Source organism: Chromohalobacter nigrandesensis (assembly GCF_023061285.1).
In the GTDB taxonomy this organism is placed as follows: domain Bacteria; phylum Pseudomonadota; class Gammaproteobacteria; order Pseudomonadales; family Halomonadaceae; genus Chromohalobacter; species Chromohalobacter nigrandesensis.
This window is the reverse complement of the sequence record NZ_JAKGAM010000004.1, coordinates 221634-235754: the sequence shown is the minus strand read 5'-3', so window position 1 is coordinate 235754 and position 14121 is coordinate 221634. Positions and strand designations below refer to the sequence as shown.

Sequence of the window (14121 nt, the reverse complement as noted above, 5' to 3'; positions counted from 1 at the left end):
TGCAAACGCGAACGCCTGTTTTCCCAAGGAGTGACGTCGATATGGCAGGCCATAGTAAATGGGCGAACATCAAGCACCGCAAGGCCGCCCAGGATGCCAAACGTGGCAAGATCTTCAGCAAACTCATTCGTGAGCTGACCGTTGCCTCGCGTCAGGGAGGTGGCGAAGTGGCGGATAACCCCCGCCTGCGCGCTGCCATCGACAAGGCGCTGTCCAACAACATGACCAAGGACACCATCCAGCGTGCCATCGAGCGCGGCGCCGGCAATACCGACGGCGATGAGATGGAGGAAACCGTCTACGAGGGCTACGGTCCCGAAGGCGTTGCCGTGATGGTCGAGTGCATGACCGACAACCGCAATCGCACGGTCTCCGAGGTGCGCCACGCCTTCAACAAGAACGGCGGTAACCTGGGGACGTCCGGGTCCGTCGCTTTCATGTTCCATAAGCAGGGTCGGCTGACACTGCCGGAGGGCACCTCCGAGGAGGCCGCCATGGAGGCTACGCTGGTCGCCGAACCCGAAGACATCGTCACTCAGGACGATGGTACGCTCGAGATCGTGACGTCCGTGGAAGGCTTCGGTGCAGTCAAGGATGCGCTGGTCGAGGCGGGCATCGAGCCCACCGCAAGCGATGTCGGGTCCTATCCGGATAACTATTCCCCCATCGACGACGTCGACACGGCGCGCAAGGTCCTCAAATTGTTCGACATGCTCGAAGACCTCGACGATGTGCAGAACGTTTATTCCAACGCCGATTTTTCCGATGCCGTCATGGCGGAACTCGAGTGAGTAGTGTGACGCGTGTGAGTGGCGCCACGGAGATGATGAGTCGATGATTCTGCTGGGAATCGACCCCGGGTCGCGTATCACCGGCTACGGCGTCGTCGATGTCGCCTCGGCGACGCCACGTTACGTTGCCAGCGGCTGCATCCGCATCAAGAGCGATCATCTGGCCCAGAAGCTCGCCCAGGTGTATGCCGGCATCGCCGAGTTGATCGGCGTGCATTGTCCGCATGAAGTCGCCATCGAGCAGGTCTTCATGTCCAAGAATGCCGACTCCGCATTCAAGCTGGGGCAGGCACGTGGCACGGCCATCGTCTGTGCCGCCAATCATGGTCTTGAGGTCTTCGAGTACGCCCCCACCCAGATCAAGCAGGCCGTCACCGGCACCGGCGCAGGAACCAAGGATCAGGTACAGCATATGGTGACGGCGATTCTGGGGCTCGACGGCACGCCCCAGGCCGATGCCGCCGATGCACTGGCTATCGCCCTGACGCATGCCTATGCTCGCCAGGGACGCTCGCTATCAGCGGCACGTGGGCGGCGGCGAAGCGGGTCGCGTCAGCGTTGGCGGGACTTTCGCCCCGACTGAGGCGCCGCTTGTCGAGTGCTGGTCAGTCGCGAGGCGGATCAGTATAGTGTCAACCCAGTCAATCGAAGGACTCGATGTGCATGATTGGACGCTTGCGTGGCACCCTGCTGGAAAAGCAACCGCCGTGGATCGTCGTCGACGTCGGCGGCGTCGGCTATGAACTGGAGACTTCCATGACCACCTTGCTGGCATTGCCGGCGGTGGGGGAAGAGGTCCAGCTCCACACGCATATGGCGGTGCGCGAGGATGCGCATCTGTTATATGGCTTCGCGCGCGGTGAAGAACGCCAGTTGTTTCGCGCCCTGATCAAGGTCAACGGGGTAGGGCCCAAGCTGGCCTTGGCGATTCTCTCCGGTATGGATCAGGAAGCCTTCATCCGCTGCGTCATGGAAGATGACAGCAAGGCGCTGACGCGCCTTCCCGGGGTCGGCAAGAAAACCGCCGATCGCCTGGTCGTGGAAATGCGTGATCGCTTTCCCCATTGGCAGCTCGAGCAGGAAAACGCCCTGCATGCCCTTGAGCTGGGTGCCTCACCCGCAGCGCCTGCAGCCGATCCTTTCGCCGATGCGGAATCAGCCCTCGTGGCCTTGGGCTACAAACCCACCGAAGCCTCGCGCATGTTGTCCGGGCTGGACGAGAGCCTTTCCACGGAAGGCCTGATCAAAGCCGCCCTGACACGCAAGATGGCAGGCTAAGGACCGCGAATGATCGATACCGACCGTCTGATCGCGGCACAACCTCAGGGCAGCGAAGTGCACGTGGATCATGCCATCCGTCCGCAGCGGCTTGCCGAGTACATCGGTCAGCCCCGCGTCCGCGAGCAGATGGATATTTTCATCAGCGCCGCCCGTCAGCGCGGCGATAGCCTCGATCATACTCTGGTCTTCGGGCCGCCCGGCCTGGGCAAGACCACGCTGGCCAACATCATCGCCGCCGAGATGGACGTCGATATCAAATCGACCTCCGGTCCCGTGCTCGAGCGCGCCGGCGACCTTGCCGCCATGCTCACCAACCTGCAAGCCGGTGATGTGTTGTTCATCGACGAGATCCATCGCCTTCCCGCCTCGGTAGAAGAGGTGCTGTATCCGGCGATGGAGGATTACCAGCTCGACATCATGATCGGCGAGGGTCCCGCCGCGCGTTCCATCAAGCTCGATCTGCCGGCCTTTACGCTAGTCGGCGCCACCACGCGTGCGGGTCTGCTCACGTCACCGCTACGCGATCGTTTCGGTATCGTGCAGCGGCTGGAATTCTACGCGGTCGACGAGTTGACCGAGATCGTCGTCCGCTCGGCGCATTTACTGGGGGTCGAGGCCGACCGTGATGGCGCGGCCGAAATAGCCCGCCGCGCGCGTGGTACGCCACGTATCGCCAATCGTCTGCTGAGGCGCGTGCGTGACTTCGCCGAAGTGCGCGGCGACGGTCGCCTGAACGAAGCAATTGCCGATCAAGCCCTCAACATGCTGCATGTCGACCGCCATGGACTCGACCACATGGACCGACGCCTATTGATGGCCATGATCGAGAAGTTCGATGGAGGCCCTGTCGGGGTCGACAGTCTCGCGGCAGCGATCAGCGAGGAACGCGACACGATCGAAGATGTCCTAGAACCGTACCTGATCCAGCAGGGATTCATGATGCGTACCGCTCGCGGACGCGTGGTCACACGTCTGGCTTATGAACACTTCGGCCTGACACCGAGCGATACCGTCGTCGCGGCGCCGTCGCTTGACGACAAGCGGGTGGAGGACGATGCATGAGCGGTTTCACGCATACGCTCAAGGTCTACATCGAAGATACCGATGCCGGCGGCATCGTCTATTACGTCAACTATCTCAAATACATGGAGCGGGCACGCAGCGAGTGGTTAAACCACCACGGCCTGACCCAGCGTGATTTGCTCGCACAGGGTATCCAACTGGTCGTGCATCATCTGGAATGCCGTTATGCCAAGCCTGCCCACCTCGACGACGAACTGCAGATCACGGCAGACGTCGTCGAATCCACTGCCTGCCGGGCGACCTTCGCCCAGACAGTGACACGTCGCGGGGAACGACTGTGCGAAGCCCGGGTAGACATCGTCTGCCTCGAGGCTTCTCGGCTTAAACCCGTACGTTGGCCGGATGCCCTGCAACCACTGATGCACGGATAACCCAAGCGAAACGAACTCTCAAGCGACACGAGGACTGCCGTGAACGACTCCATGTCCATTCCGCATCTGATCATGAACGCCAGCCTGATCGTTCAACTGGTCATGCTCCTGCTCCTGGCTGCCTCCATAGCCTCCTGGATCATCATTTTCCAGCGCAGCATCGCGCTACGTCGCGCCGAAAAGGCATATCGTGATTTCGAGGACCGCTTCTGGTCCGGCGTTGATCTCAATGAGCTCTATCGTGACCTGCCCGCCGAACAGGAATCGCTGGGTGCGGAGCATGTTTTCCGCTCCGGCTTTCGTGAATTCAACCGTCTGATGCCCAAGACTCAAAGCACCGATGCCGTACTCGAGGGCGTGCAGCGAGGCCAACGAGTCGCGCTTTCGCGTGAAGAAGACCGCCTCCAGCTGAACCTGACCTTCCTGGCCACGGTCGCTTCGGCCAGCCCCTATATCGGTCTGTTCGGTACCGTATGGGGCATCATGGGATCGTTTCAAAGCTTGTCGATGGCACAGCAGGCCACGCTCTCCACTGTGGCGCCCTGGATCGCGGAAGCGTTGGTCGCCACGGCCATGGGGCTGTTTGCCGCTATTCCCGCAGTGATCTTCTATAATCGACTATCCGCTCATGCGGGACGCTTGCTCGGCAAATACGAAAACTTCGCCGAGGAATTCCACGCCATCCTGCACCGTAACCTGCAGGGGCGCAGCGAACGCGAGGCATCCTGAGGGAGGAAGCATGTACGGATCCTATCATCATCGCCAGCGGCGCAAGCCGATGGGAGAGATCAATGTCGTGCCGTTCATCGATGTGATGCTGGTGCTGTTGGTGATCTTCATGATCACCGCCCCCATGCTCAATCAGGGCGTCGATGTCGAACTGCCACAGGTGTCTTCCGAGCCCATCGATACCCAGGAGCAAGAGCCACTGATCGTGTCGGTGGACCGTGAAGGGCAGTACTACATTTCCCTGGGAGACGAAGAGACGTCCGTCGCCCTCGATGAACTCGGGGAAAAGGTCAAGGCCATGCTGAGCCGCCACGGAAACACACCGGTCATGGTGCGCGGCGACCGTAATGTTGCCTACGGTCAGATAGTGACGTTGATGAGTACGCTGCAAGGGTCGGGAGTGGGCAACGTCGGACTGATCTCCGAACCTCCCTCCGGCGGTGAAGAGTGAGGCATCGACATGGCGAAACGTGAACGCCGTGTAGGCTATGGCTGGCCAGTGCTGCTGGCCATTGGCGTGCATATCGCGGCGCTGATGCTCACCATCATCAAATGGCCTGAAAGCGAGCCCGATCCGACCTCTTCATCGGTGGTCCAGGCGACGCTGGTGCGCGCTGAAACGGCGACCGATCAACCTCAGCAGACCGAAGATTCCACGCCGCCGCCTTCACAGCCGGAGGAAGAGGAGGATGCGCCGGAGCCCGAGGAATCGGTGCCTTCCGAATCTTCTGATGAACCAGAGGCCGATAGCGACGCAGAGGTAACGGATAGCGCAGTGGAAGAAGCCAAGGCCGAAGCCCGGCGCTTGCAGGAAGAAGCGCAACGCGCAGCACAGCAGCGAGCCGAAGCCGAGCGGCAGCGTCAGGAAGAAGCCGAAGCCGAGCGGCAGCGTCAGGAAGAAGCCGAAGCCGAGCGGCAGCGTCAGCAAGAGGCCGAAGCCGAACGACAGCGTCAGCAAGAGGCTGAAGCTGAGCGGCAGCGTCAGGAAGAAGCCGAAGCCGAGCGGCAGCGTCAGGAAGAGGCCGAAGCCGAGCGGCAGCGTCAGGAAGAAGCCGAAGCCGAGCGACAACGCCAGGAAGAGGCCGAAGCCGAGCGGCAGCGTCAGGAAGAACTTGCCGAACGGGCGGCCCAGGCCAATGAGTCATCACTGGACAGCATGATCAGTGATGAAGAACAATCCATTGCTAACGCCGAGCAGGCCAGCGAAGCCGCCAATGGCTTCAAGAACCTGGTGCGCCGATACGTCGAGCAAAGCTGGAATGTACCCTCCAATGCGTCTTCGGAGTTACGCGCCATCGTGCGAATCCAATTACTGCCCACTGGCGAGCTGGTAAGCGCCACCATCACTCAAAGCAGTGGAGATTCCGCTTTCGATCATTCCGTGATCAAAGCCGTCGAAAAGGCGGCGCCATTCCGTGAAATGCGCGAACTCGACGCTTCGGTAAAAGGTCAGTTCCGTGAATTCAATCTGGACTTTAACCCAGAGGACATCCGCTGATGAAACGACTCAACCTTTGGACAGCCGCTCTGTTGCTGATGTTGTGTGCCGGAATGGCGCATGCCGAGCTGACCATCGAAATCACCAAGGGCAGCGATCAGGCCATCCCCATTGCCATCGTCCCCATGGAAGGAGGAGATGAGCTACCGGAAGAGGTCTCGCGCATCGTCGGCAATGACTTGGAACGAAGCGGTCGTTTCGAGCCACTGTCGCGCGATGCGCTGATCTCTAGGCCCAGCAGTAGCGATGAAGTTTACTACCAAGACTGGCAACAATTGGATAGCGACTACCTGGTGGTGGGCAAGGTCGAAAACCAGGATGGCCAGTACCGCATTCAGTACGAACTTCTGGACGTCAATGGCGAAGATCGCATGCTCGGCGAAGTCGTGACCTCCAGCCGCGATCAACTGCGCGATAGCGCGCACTATATCAGCGATCAGATATTTGAAGAGATCACCGGCATTCGTGGCGCCTTCTCGACGAGCATCGCCTATGTCACGGCCAATGGCGTCGATGACAACATCCAATATACGTTGAATATCGCCGATTCCGATGGGCACAACAACCAGGAAATCCTCTCCTCGGATGAGCCCATCATGTCGCCGGCATGGTCGCCCGACGGTCGCAAGCTGGCTTATGTCTCGTTCGAGACGGGACGGCCCTCCATCTATGTCCAGAATCTTTCGACAGGGCAGCGTCTCCGTCTGACCTCCTTCGAAGGGATCAATGGTGCACCGGCCTGGTCACCGGACGGTCGCAAGCTAGCGATGTCGCTTTCCAAGGATGGCCAGCCGGAGATCTATGTCATGGATCTCGCCTCGCGTGACCTCACGCGTCTGACGCATAGCGACGCGATCGACACCGAACCCGAGTGGGCACCGGACGGTCGTAGCCTGATTTTCACCTCCGACCGTAGTGGCAATCCGCAGATCTATCGTTACAACCTGGGAGACGATCAGGCCCAGCGGATCACCTTTACCGGTAGCTATAATTCACGTGGGCGTTTCAATCCGGATGGTGATGCGATATTCATGGTGACCCGGGACGACGATGGCTTTCACATCGCTCGCCAGGATCTGGATACTGATCGCATGACGATCCTCACCGATTCCAACTGGGATGAATCTCCCAGTGTCGCACCAAATGGCACCATGATAATCTTCGCTACGCAAGAAGGGACCCGCGGTGTATTGGGAGCCGTATCGGACGATGGTAGTGCTTCCTTCCGGCTGCCATCGCCACAAGGGGACGTTCGCGAACCCGCATGGTCACCCTTTTTGGACTAAACCGCGTTAGAGTCATTCGACTTTCAAGCAAGGAGAAAACAATGCAATTCAAACCTTATGCCCAAGGCCTCGCCGTCGCCATTTCACTCGCCGTCCTCGCGGGGTGTTCCAGCACTGGCGGCACTCAGGATGGCAGCATGGACGGCACGTCCGGATCCGGCGCCGCTGCTTCAGGCTCTGCCTCCAGCCAAGGCATGGAAAGCGGGCAGGGCACCTCGGGCAGCGAGATGAGCGACCGCGATGCCATTCCCGAACAGCGCACCATCTACTTCGCTTTCGACCGCGACACCATTCGTCCGGAATTCGAATCGGTACTCGAAGCGCATGCCAAGTACCTCAAGAATCACCCCAACACCGATGTCGTCCTGGAAGGACATGCCGACGAGCGTGGCACCCGTGAGTACAACCTGGGGCTGGGTGAACGTCGTGCGCAAGCCGTCAAGCAATATCTCAGCGTGGAAGGCGTCTCGTCGTCACAGGTCGAAATCGTGAGCTATGGCGAAGAGCGTCCCGCGGTACGTGGACACGATGAAGAGTCGTATGCCCAGAATCGCCGCGTCGTCTTTTCCTACTAAACGTCGCCGGAGTCAGGTATGAAACACGGTCTGAAAAGACTGTGCGGCGCGGGAGCCTTGATGCTCCCGTTGTCCGTATGGGCTCAACCCTCGGTCGATGATTTGAACGACCAGTCCAGTAGCAGCCTCTATAGCCAGACAGCCGCGCGTGAAGAATCTAGCGGCGGTGGCGGCAACCTGGCCTTGTTCAATCAGCTCCAGGACAGCCAACGCGAGATCAAGCAATTGCGTGGGCAGCTCGAGGAATTGCGCTATCAACTCGAGCAGCAGAAGAAACTTTCGCAGGAACGCTTTCTGGATCTTGAAAAGCGCGTCGATAACATGGCGTCGCGTGCCAGTTCCTCCCGGGTAGATAGTGGCGTGGCCGAGTCGGTCACCGGTGATGCCGGTACCAACGAGTCGCAAGCAGGTGGCGCTCAAGAGGGTACGTCAAGCGAACAGGGGCGCGACGCCTACCAAGCTGCCTTCAAAGAGGTTCAGGCGCGTCAATTTGATGATGCGGTACAAGCCTTCGAAGATTTCATCGATGAATACCCAGATTCCGATCTGCTTCCGAATGCGCATTACTGGCTAGGCGAGCTGTATTCCGCTCAATCGCAATTGGACGCGGCCGCCGAATCGTTCCAGACGGTCATCGATGACTATCCCGACAGCAACAAGGTCGCGGATGCTCTCTACAAGCTGGGACTGCTCAAGGCGCGCCAAGGCCATCCCGATGAAAGCGAGGAACTTCTGAATCGCGTTCGCGACGACTATCCTGATAGCAATGCCGCCGAAATGGCCGAGGATTTCCTCAATCAATCGGACGACTGATTGAGGAAACATGCCGGAGCAACGCCAAGTGCTCAGGGTGCCGCTCACAAAGGGAGCAGCGCCCGCTTTCGCGTAGGCGGTATCGTCAGCCTGAGTGAACGCTCAGATCGTTTTCGCAAGGCCAAAGCGCCTGCGTCAGGCTTTCCGGCGTTTCGAACCAACGATCCACCGGCCACGTATCGGGGGTTTCTTCATCGCCAATGTAGCCATAGCGTACCGCGATAGCGTGCATGCCCGCCGCGCGCGCCGCCTGCATGTCACGTAGATGGTCACCGATGTACCAGCAATCGACGGGCGCGACGCCGAGACGGCGCGCTGCCTCGAGTAGTGGCGCAGGGTCGGGTTTCTTGAGCGGCAGATCATCCGCAGCCAGCAATACGCCATGTGTCAGACCGAGTGCTTCGACCAAGGGTGCGGCATAGGCGCGCGGTTTGTTCGTCACTATTCCCCAGGGGCGCTGGGTCCGATCCCATGCCGCGAGCAGAGGCGTCAGGCCAGGGAATACGCGGCTATGCACCGCGATGTTACGGCCGTAGGTCTCGAGCAGGTAACGCCGGGCCTCGCCATGATCGGCATGCGTAGGCGCCCATCCCAGCGCCAGCTCCACCAGGGCGCTGCCGCCATTCGAGACCTGTGCGCGGATGGTTTCATAAGGCAATGGCGCGAGTCCGTGATGGGTTCGCAAGGCATTGGTGGCTTGCGCCAGATCAGGCGCCGTGTCGACGAGCGTGCCATCGAGATCGAAAAGCAGCGCCGCCGGCCGGGCGTGGCTCATTGCGCCTCTCCCGTACCCGTCCATTCCGGTGTGCAATGCATCATGTAATTCACGGACACGTCGTTGGCCACCAGGCGATAGCGCTTGGTCACGGGGTTGTAGGTCAGTCCGGTTTGCCGACGCACGCGTAATCCGGCGTCGCGGCACCAGGACGATAACTCCGCCGGGCGAATGAACTTATCGTAGCTGTGCGTACCGCGAGGCAACAGCTGCAAGACATACTCGGCCCCCAGAATGGCGAACATGTACGCCTTGGGGTTGCGATTGATGGTCGAGAAGAACAAGTGGCCGCCGGGTTTGACCAGGGTCGCGCACGCACGCACGATCGCCGCCGGATCGGGGACATGCTCGAGCATTTCCAGGCAGGTGACGACATCGAACTCACCGGGATGCTGGGCCGCCATTTCCTCGGCGCTGATCTGGCGGTAGTCGACCTCTACCTCGCTGTCCTGCTGATGCAGGCGCGCAACGGCGAGCGGCGCTTCTCCCATGTCGATGCCCGTGACCCGGGCACCGCGATGCGCCATCGCCTCGCTGAGAATGCCGCCGCCACAGCCCACATCGATGGCGGTCTTGCCCGCCAGATTGGCCTGCTCATCAATGAAGTTCAGACGCAGCGGGTTAATCTCATGCAGCGGCTTGAACTCGCTTTCAGGATCCCACCAGCGGCTGGCAAGCGCTTCGAACTTGGCGATCTCGGCGTGATCCACGTTGTTACCGAACGTCTCGCTCATGGGGCTTCCTCTTGGAGAAATGATCGAACCGATGCCGCAGCATTCGTCTCGAAATCTAATGTCTGTATGGGTCGTCACGTGTCGGCACGCCAATAAGGCACATTCTACAATGTTACGCGCGGATGTTGAGGGGCACTTTCCGACAACCTCGACAATGCAAGACAGTGCGAACCTCTTTGCCTGAATACCATCAAAGGAATGCCGAATCGGTGGCGCCTTCGTGCTTTTCACTATGGCATACTGCCGACACTCGACCCTAGAACGCTAAGGAAGGATTCCTGATGATCAAGAAGGCCGTACTCCCCGTTGCTGGGCTCGGTACACGTTGTCTACCAGCCTCCAAGGCCATCCCCAAGGAAATGATCACTATCGTCGACAAACCGGTCATTCAATACGTCGTCGAAGAGGCGGTGGCCGCCGGCATCAAGGAGATAGTGCTGGTGACGCATTCCAGCAAGAGCGCTATCGAGAACCACTTCGACAAGAACTTCGAGCTCGAGGCGATGCTCGAAGCCAAGGGCAAGGATGAACTGCTCGCGGAAGTCCGCAACATCGTGCCCGAGGACGTAAGCATCATTGCCGTGCGCCAGCCGGTCGCATTGGGACTGGGGCACGCCGTGCTGTGTGCACAGTCAGTGATTGGCGACGATCCGTTTGCCGTGCTGCTGCCCGATGTGCTGGTAGATGCCGGCGACCTGGCGCAGAACGACCTGGCGGGCATGATCGAGGCTTACGGCAAGAGCGGCCAGGCACAGATCATGGTCGAAAACGTGCCGCAAGAGATGACCCACAAGTATGGGATCGTCGCGCTCGAGGGCGAGGCACCGAGCCCCGGCGATAGCGCACCGCTGACCGGCATGGTCGAAAAGCCCAAGGCCGGGGAGGCGCCTTCGAGCCTGGCGGTGATCGGGCGTTATTTGCTACCGGCCGCAATCTTTCCGTTGCTCGCGGAGACCAAGCCCGGTGCAGGGAATGAGATCCAGCTCACCGACGCCCTCGAAACCCTGCGCCAGCAGCAGGGCGCCGAGGCCTATCGCATGCGCGGCAATACCTACGATTGCGGGCACCAACTAGGCTACCTGGAAGCCACGCTGGCACTCGCCAAGCGCCATCCCCAGTATGGCGAAGGATTCCGAGCCCTGTTGGGCCGTTACGCAAACGAGGGCTGATGCCATGCGCGTGAACGTGTATGGAAGCGAGCTATCGGCGGCCGTGGCGGCGGCAGCGCTTTCCTCGGTGGGGCACCAGGTCGACTGGTGCTCGCATCCCGAGGTGCCTTGGCAACGTCTGGAACATGCCGAATGGCTGCTTCGCGAACCGGGACTCAAATCCCAGATCGATGCAGGGTGTCGCTCGGGCTTGCTGCGCCTGACCGACACGCCCATGCGGGAAGAGGTCGAGATCCATTGGCTGGCGCTGGCTCCAGATCAGCGCGAGGCCGCCGAAGCCTATGTGGCCGACATTCCCGCCGCACAAAGCACCCCGCTGGTAATCGTCAATAATTCGACGTTTCCGGTCGGCCACACCGAACGCCTAGAGGCACTGCTAGGCCATGCCGGCCAGTCAGCCGTCGCCTTGCCGGACATGCTCGAAGAAGGGCGTGCCTGGGAAACCTTCACCCGTCCGGCACGCTGGTTGCTCGGCAGCGAAGATAGCCAGGCCACCGCTCAGGTACGCGAGCTGCTACGCGCGTTCAACCGCCGTCAGGACGTCTTCCAGCTCATGCCACGCCGTGCCGCGGAGCTCTCCAAGCTGGCAATCATCGGCATGTTGGCGACACGCATCAGCTACATGAACGAGTTGGCGGGCCTGGCCGACTCGCTGGATGTCGATGTCGAACACGTCCGCCTGGGGATGGGCGCCGACAGTCGCATCGGGTTCGAGTATCTGTATCCCGGTTGTGGTTTTGGCGGCCCCAGCTTCTCGCGCGACCTCATGCGCCTGGCCGATGTCCAGCATGCCTCCGGTCGCGAATCGCTGCTGCTCGAGCATGTCCTCGACATCAACGAGCAGAAAAAAGAGACGCTGTTTCGAAAATTCTGGCACCACTTTAATGGTCAGCTTTTCGAGCGGCGCGTGGCGATCTGGGGAGCGGCATTCAAGCCCGGCACCACCCGCATCGACCAGGCGCCGGTGCTGACCTTGCTCGAGGCGCTGCTGGCACAGGGCGTCTATGTCAGCATTCACGATCCCGAGGCGTTGCCGGCACTGCGTGACCTCTACGGGGATCATCCTCGCGTGCGCTTTTGCGACGGCGATTTTTACGCCGCTTGCGAGGGCGCGGATGCCCTGATGCTGGTCACCGAGTGGAAATGCTACTGGAATCCCAACTGGCGTCGTCTGAGTGAACTCATGGCCACGCCGTTGATCCTCGATGGCCGCAACATCTTCGATCCCGATTATGTCGCGGCACGCGGTTTGATCTATCGCGGTATCGGCCGACGAGCGGACCCTGCGAATGCCTGAATGACGCACGCCCCGTCGAAACGGGGCGTGCTCAGTGCTTATCTCGACGGACGATCAGCCGTTGAAGTTCTGGGCGATGAAGTCCCAATTGATGACGTTCCATATGGCATCCAGATATTTGGCACGAGCATTGCGATAATCGATGTAGTAGGCATGTTCCCAGACATCGATGGTCATCAGCGGCGTCTGACCGTGCGCGATGGGGCAGTCGGCATCGTCGGTGTTGCTGATGGTCACGCCACCATCGGCGGTCTTGATCAGCCAGGTCCAGCCGGAGCCGAAGTTACCTGCCGCCTTGGCGTGGAACGTTTCCTTGAACTGCTCGAAGGAACCGAACGTCGCTTTGATCGCATCGCCCAACGCGCCCTTGGGTTCGCCGCCACCCTGTGGGGAAAGACAGTGCCAGTAGAAAGTATGGTTCCATACTTGGGCGGCCTGATTGAACATGACGCCGGAAGCCGATTGCATGATCTCTTCGAGTGACTTGTCTTCATCGGCGGTACCCTGGGTCAACTCGTTGAGCTTGTTCACGTAGGCTTGATGGTGCTTGCCGTAGTGATACTTCAGGGTTTCGGCGGAGATATACGGTTCGAGCGCATTCTTCTCATACGGTAGGGCGGGCAGTTCAAATGCCATGGTGTTCTCCTTTTGCTTAAAAACCTTACAATACCAAGCATCTGCGTCCTCAACGACGCCCGGTATCCTAGCATCGGCCCCGGTAAGCGCCCATTTCACCACACTCGTGGATGCGCCAGGGTATTGATTAATAACGTAGTCGAGACGAGAGCCGAGCATGTCTGAACGACCTGAAGGAACACGTCAGGAGCCGCGTATTGTGCCCGAGCGCGACGCCCCCATCGCCGAGGAACGCCTCGACAGCCATCCACAGCGTCGCAGCAGCGGCACGCGACGGCGCCGTTCGCGCGTCTGGCCATTATGGTGCCTGACGCTGCTCCTCATCGTCGCCTTGGCAGGGATCACGGGATTTTACTGGCAAGAGCGCCAAGCCTGGCAGGCGCGGTTTTCCAACCTTGAAGCACGTCAAAACACCTTGACCGACCGCCTAGACGCCACAGGCAGCTCGTTGGATGCCTCCAGCGACAGCTTGCGCAATGAACTGGACCGGCTGCGATCTGAACTGGGCGCTTCCCGCGCGGTGATAGGCAACCTGGAAACCAAGGTTAGCGAGCTGGAAGAAAGCACAGGTTCGGGTAATGCCTTGGAGAGGTTGCGTGAGACGCAAGAGACGCAGCAAACGCTGATTGCTGCCCAGCAATCCTCGCTCAAGGCCCTGGAAAGCACCGGCGAGGATGCGCGCGCCACCTTGTCGTCACGCTTGGAATCGCTCTCTTCGCACCAGGAAGAGCAGGGCGATGGGATCGAGGCTTTGTCACAGCGTCTCGAGGAACTGGCCGATGCACGTCAGGCGCGTGGCGAAACGCTTGACGACCTGCAAGAGAACCTCGACGATCTGAGCGCGCGTCTCGCCTCACTCTCCGGCGATCATGATGAGGTCGCCGATGAGGTCGCAGCCGTTCAGGACGATCTAAGGGAACTTCGCCAGGGACAATTGGCTCTCAATGCCAATGTGGAAGCGCTTTCCGCTTCTCAGTAATGCCGTCCGCGACTAATCACGCGATCTCACGACAAGGATTGAGTCATTGGAAATCAGCCGAGATCAACGCGCGAGGTTTATCGCCTCGCCACGGGTGAACGTTG

17 protein-coding genes are annotated in these 14121 nt (G+C 60.1%); 14 read left to right on the top strand and 3 right to left on the bottom strand.

Going from position 1 to position 14121, the window contains the following annotated elements; genetic code table 11:
* Nucleotides 1-41: 41 nt before the first annotated feature.
* From L1073_RS08010 to ybgF, 11 genes are all read left to right on the top strand, one after another.
* Nucleotides 42-791: a YebC/PmpR family DNA-binding transcriptional regulator gene (locus L1073_RS08010; RefSeq protein ID WP_246898259.1), complete on the top strand. Its 750-nt coding sequence runs from the start codon at nucleotides 42-44 to the stop codon at nucleotides 789-791.
* 43 nt (nucleotides 792-834) lie between these two features.
* A complete protein-coding gene (ruvC, locus tag L1073_RS08005; protein ID WP_246898257.1) occupies nucleotides 835-1374 on the top strand; it encodes a crossover junction endodeoxyribonuclease RuvC in 540 nt (179 codons plus the stop codon).
* Between the two features lie 80 nt (nucleotides 1375-1454).
* On the top strand, nucleotides 1455-2069 hold the full coding sequence (ruvA, locus tag L1073_RS08000; RefSeq protein ID WP_246898256.1) for a Holliday junction branch migration protein RuvA: 615 nt from the start codon (nucleotides 1455-1457) through the stop codon (nucleotides 2067-2069).
* A gap of 9 nt (nucleotides 2070-2078) precedes the next feature.
* Nucleotides 2079-3134 (top strand): Holliday junction branch migration DNA helicase RuvB, encoded by a 1056-nt coding sequence (ruvB, locus tag L1073_RS07995; protein WP_246898254.1) that lies wholly within the window; start codon nucleotides 2079-2081, stop codon nucleotides 3132-3134.
* Nucleotides 3131-3526, top strand: a complete 396-nt coding sequence (ybgC, locus tag L1073_RS07990; RefSeq protein WP_246898253.1) for a tol-pal system-associated acyl-CoA thioesterase — start codon at nucleotides 3131-3133, stop codon at nucleotides 3524-3526. The genes ruvB and ybgC overlap by 4 nt, the downstream gene beginning before the upstream one ends.
* Before the next feature lie 51 nt (nucleotides 3527-3577).
* A complete protein-coding gene (tolQ, locus tag L1073_RS07985; protein WP_281504585.1) occupies nucleotides 3578-4255 on the top strand; it encodes a protein TolQ in 678 nt (225 codons plus the stop codon).
* Nucleotides 4256-4265: 10 nt separating this feature from the next.
* Entirely contained in the window at nucleotides 4266-4706 is a 441-nt protein-coding gene (gene tolR / locus L1073_RS07980; protein WP_246898250.1) for a protein TolR, read from the top strand.
* 9 nt (nucleotides 4707-4715) lie between these two features.
* Nucleotides 4716-5753, top strand: coding sequence for a cell envelope integrity protein TolA (gene tolA, locus L1073_RS07975; protein ID WP_246898248.1), 1038 nt, complete (start codon nucleotides 4716-4718; stop codon nucleotides 5751-5753).
* Nucleotides 5753-7039 (top strand): Tol-Pal system beta propeller repeat protein TolB, encoded by a 1287-nt coding sequence (gene tolB / locus L1073_RS07970; protein ID WP_246898246.1) that lies wholly within the window; start codon nucleotides 5753-5755, stop codon nucleotides 7037-7039. The genes tolA and tolB overlap by 1 nt, the downstream gene beginning before the upstream one ends.
* 41 nt (nucleotides 7040-7080) lie before the next feature.
* A complete protein-coding gene (gene pal / locus L1073_RS07965) occupies nucleotides 7081-7614 on the top strand; it encodes a peptidoglycan-associated lipoprotein Pal (protein WP_246898245.1) in 534 nt (177 codons plus the stop codon).
* An 18-nt stretch (nucleotides 7615-7632) separates the two neighbouring features.
* The gene (gene ybgF, locus L1073_RS07960; RefSeq protein WP_246898243.1) at nucleotides 7633-8427 is read left to right on the top strand and encodes a tol-pal system protein YbgF; all 795 of its coding nucleotides are present in this window, start codon (nucleotides 7633-7635) and stop codon (nucleotides 8425-8427) included.
* A gap of 85 nt (nucleotides 8428-8512) precedes the next feature.
* Here the strand turns inward: ybgF and L1073_RS07955 are convergent, their stop codons facing one another.
* Nucleotides 8513-9202, bottom strand: a complete 690-nt coding sequence (locus L1073_RS07955) for an HAD-IA family hydrolase (protein WP_246898241.1) — start codon at nucleotides 9200-9202, stop codon at nucleotides 8513-8515.
* A complete protein-coding gene (gene ubiG, locus L1073_RS07950; protein ID WP_246898239.1) occupies nucleotides 9199-9936 on the bottom strand; it encodes a bifunctional 2-polyprenyl-6-hydroxyphenol methylase/3-demethylubiquinol 3-O-methyltransferase UbiG in 738 nt (245 codons plus the stop codon). The genes L1073_RS07955 and ubiG overlap by 4 nt, the downstream gene beginning before the upstream one ends.
* 281 nt (nucleotides 9937-10217) lie before the next feature.
* Here ubiG and galU point away from each other — a divergent pair, with 281 nt between their 5' ends.
* Nucleotides 10218-11105 (top strand): UTP--glucose-1-phosphate uridylyltransferase GalU, encoded by an 888-nt coding sequence (gene galU / locus L1073_RS07945; protein WP_246898237.1) that lies wholly within the window; start codon nucleotides 10218-10220, stop codon nucleotides 11103-11105.
* Between the two features lie 4 nt (nucleotides 11106-11109).
* Nucleotides 11110-12402, top strand: coding sequence for a nucleotide sugar dehydrogenase (locus L1073_RS07940; protein ID WP_246898235.1), 1293 nt, complete (start codon nucleotides 11110-11112; stop codon nucleotides 12400-12402).
* 54 nt (nucleotides 12403-12456) lie between these two features.
* Here the strand turns inward: L1073_RS07940 and L1073_RS07935 are convergent, their stop codons facing one another.
* Nucleotides 12457-13038, bottom strand: a complete 582-nt coding sequence (locus L1073_RS07935) for a superoxide dismutase (protein WP_246898234.1) — start codon at nucleotides 13036-13038, stop codon at nucleotides 12457-12459.
* 157 nt (nucleotides 13039-13195) lie between these two features.
* On the opposite strand from L1073_RS07935, the gene L1073_RS07930 reads away from it, so the two are divergent.
* Entirely contained in the window at nucleotides 13196-14017 is an 822-nt protein-coding gene (locus L1073_RS07930) for a hypothetical protein (protein WP_246898232.1), read from the top strand.
* Nucleotides 14018-14121: the final 104 nt, after the last annotated feature.

What these genes read in the sequence shown, in the direction of transcription:
- tolR (WP_246898250.1), top strand. Translation starts at nt 4,266, where the DNA reads ATGTACGGATCCTATCATCATCGCCAGCGGCGCAAGCCGATGGGAGAG.
- tolA (WP_246898248.1), top strand. Translation starts at nt 4,716, where the DNA reads ATGGCGAAACGTGAACGCCGTGTAGGCTATGGCTGGCCAGTGCTGCTG.
- ubiG (WP_246898239.1), bottom strand. Translation starts at nt 9,936, where the DNA reads ATGAGCGAGACGTTCGGTAACAACGTGGATCACGCCGAGATCGCCAAG.
- ruvC (WP_246898257.1), top strand. Translation starts at nt 835, where the DNA reads ATGATTCTGCTGGGAATCGACCCCGGGTCGCGTATCACCGGCTACGGC.
- ybgF (WP_246898243.1), top strand. Translation starts at nt 7,633, where the DNA reads ATGAAACACGGTCTGAAAAGACTGTGCGGCGCGGGAGCCTTGATGCTC.
- ruvA (WP_246898256.1), top strand. Translation starts at nt 1,455, where the DNA reads ATGATTGGACGCTTGCGTGGCACCCTGCTGGAAAAGCAACCGCCGTGG.
- ruvB (WP_246898254.1), top strand. Translation starts at nt 2,079, where the DNA reads ATGATCGATACCGACCGTCTGATCGCGGCACAACCTCAGGGCAGCGAA.
- pal (WP_246898245.1), top strand. Translation starts at nt 7,081, where the DNA reads ATGCAATTCAAACCTTATGCCCAAGGCCTCGCCGTCGCCATTTCACTC.
- tolQ (WP_281504585.1), top strand. Translation starts at nt 3,578, where the DNA reads ATGTCCATTCCGCATCTGATCATGAACGCCAGCCTGATCGTTCAACTG.
- L1073_RS07940 (WP_246898235.1), top strand. Translation starts at nt 11,110, where the DNA reads ATGCGCGTGAACGTGTATGGAAGCGAGCTATCGGCGGCCGTGGCGGCG.
- L1073_RS07935 (WP_246898234.1), bottom strand. Translation starts at nt 13,038, where the DNA reads ATGGCATTTGAACTGCCCGCCCTACCGTATGAGAAGAATGCGCTCGAA.
- ybgC (WP_246898253.1), top strand. Translation starts at nt 3,131, where the DNA reads ATGAGCGGTTTCACGCATACGCTCAAGGTCTACATCGAAGATACCGAT.
- L1073_RS07955 (WP_246898241.1), bottom strand. Translation starts at nt 9,202, where the DNA reads ATGAGCCACGCCCGGCCGGCGGCGCTGCTTTTCGATCTCGATGGCACG.
- L1073_RS08010 (WP_246898259.1), top strand. Translation starts at nt 42, where the DNA reads ATGGCAGGCCATAGTAAATGGGCGAACATCAAGCACCGCAAGGCCGCC.
- L1073_RS07930 (WP_246898232.1), top strand. Translation starts at nt 13,196, where the DNA reads ATGTCTGAACGACCTGAAGGAACACGTCAGGAGCCGCGTATTGTGCCC.
- galU (WP_246898237.1), top strand. Translation starts at nt 10,218, where the DNA reads ATGATCAAGAAGGCCGTACTCCCCGTTGCTGGGCTCGGTACACGTTGT.
- tolB (WP_246898246.1), top strand. Translation starts at nt 5,753, where the DNA reads ATGAAACGACTCAACCTTTGGACAGCCGCTCTGTTGCTGATGTTGTGT.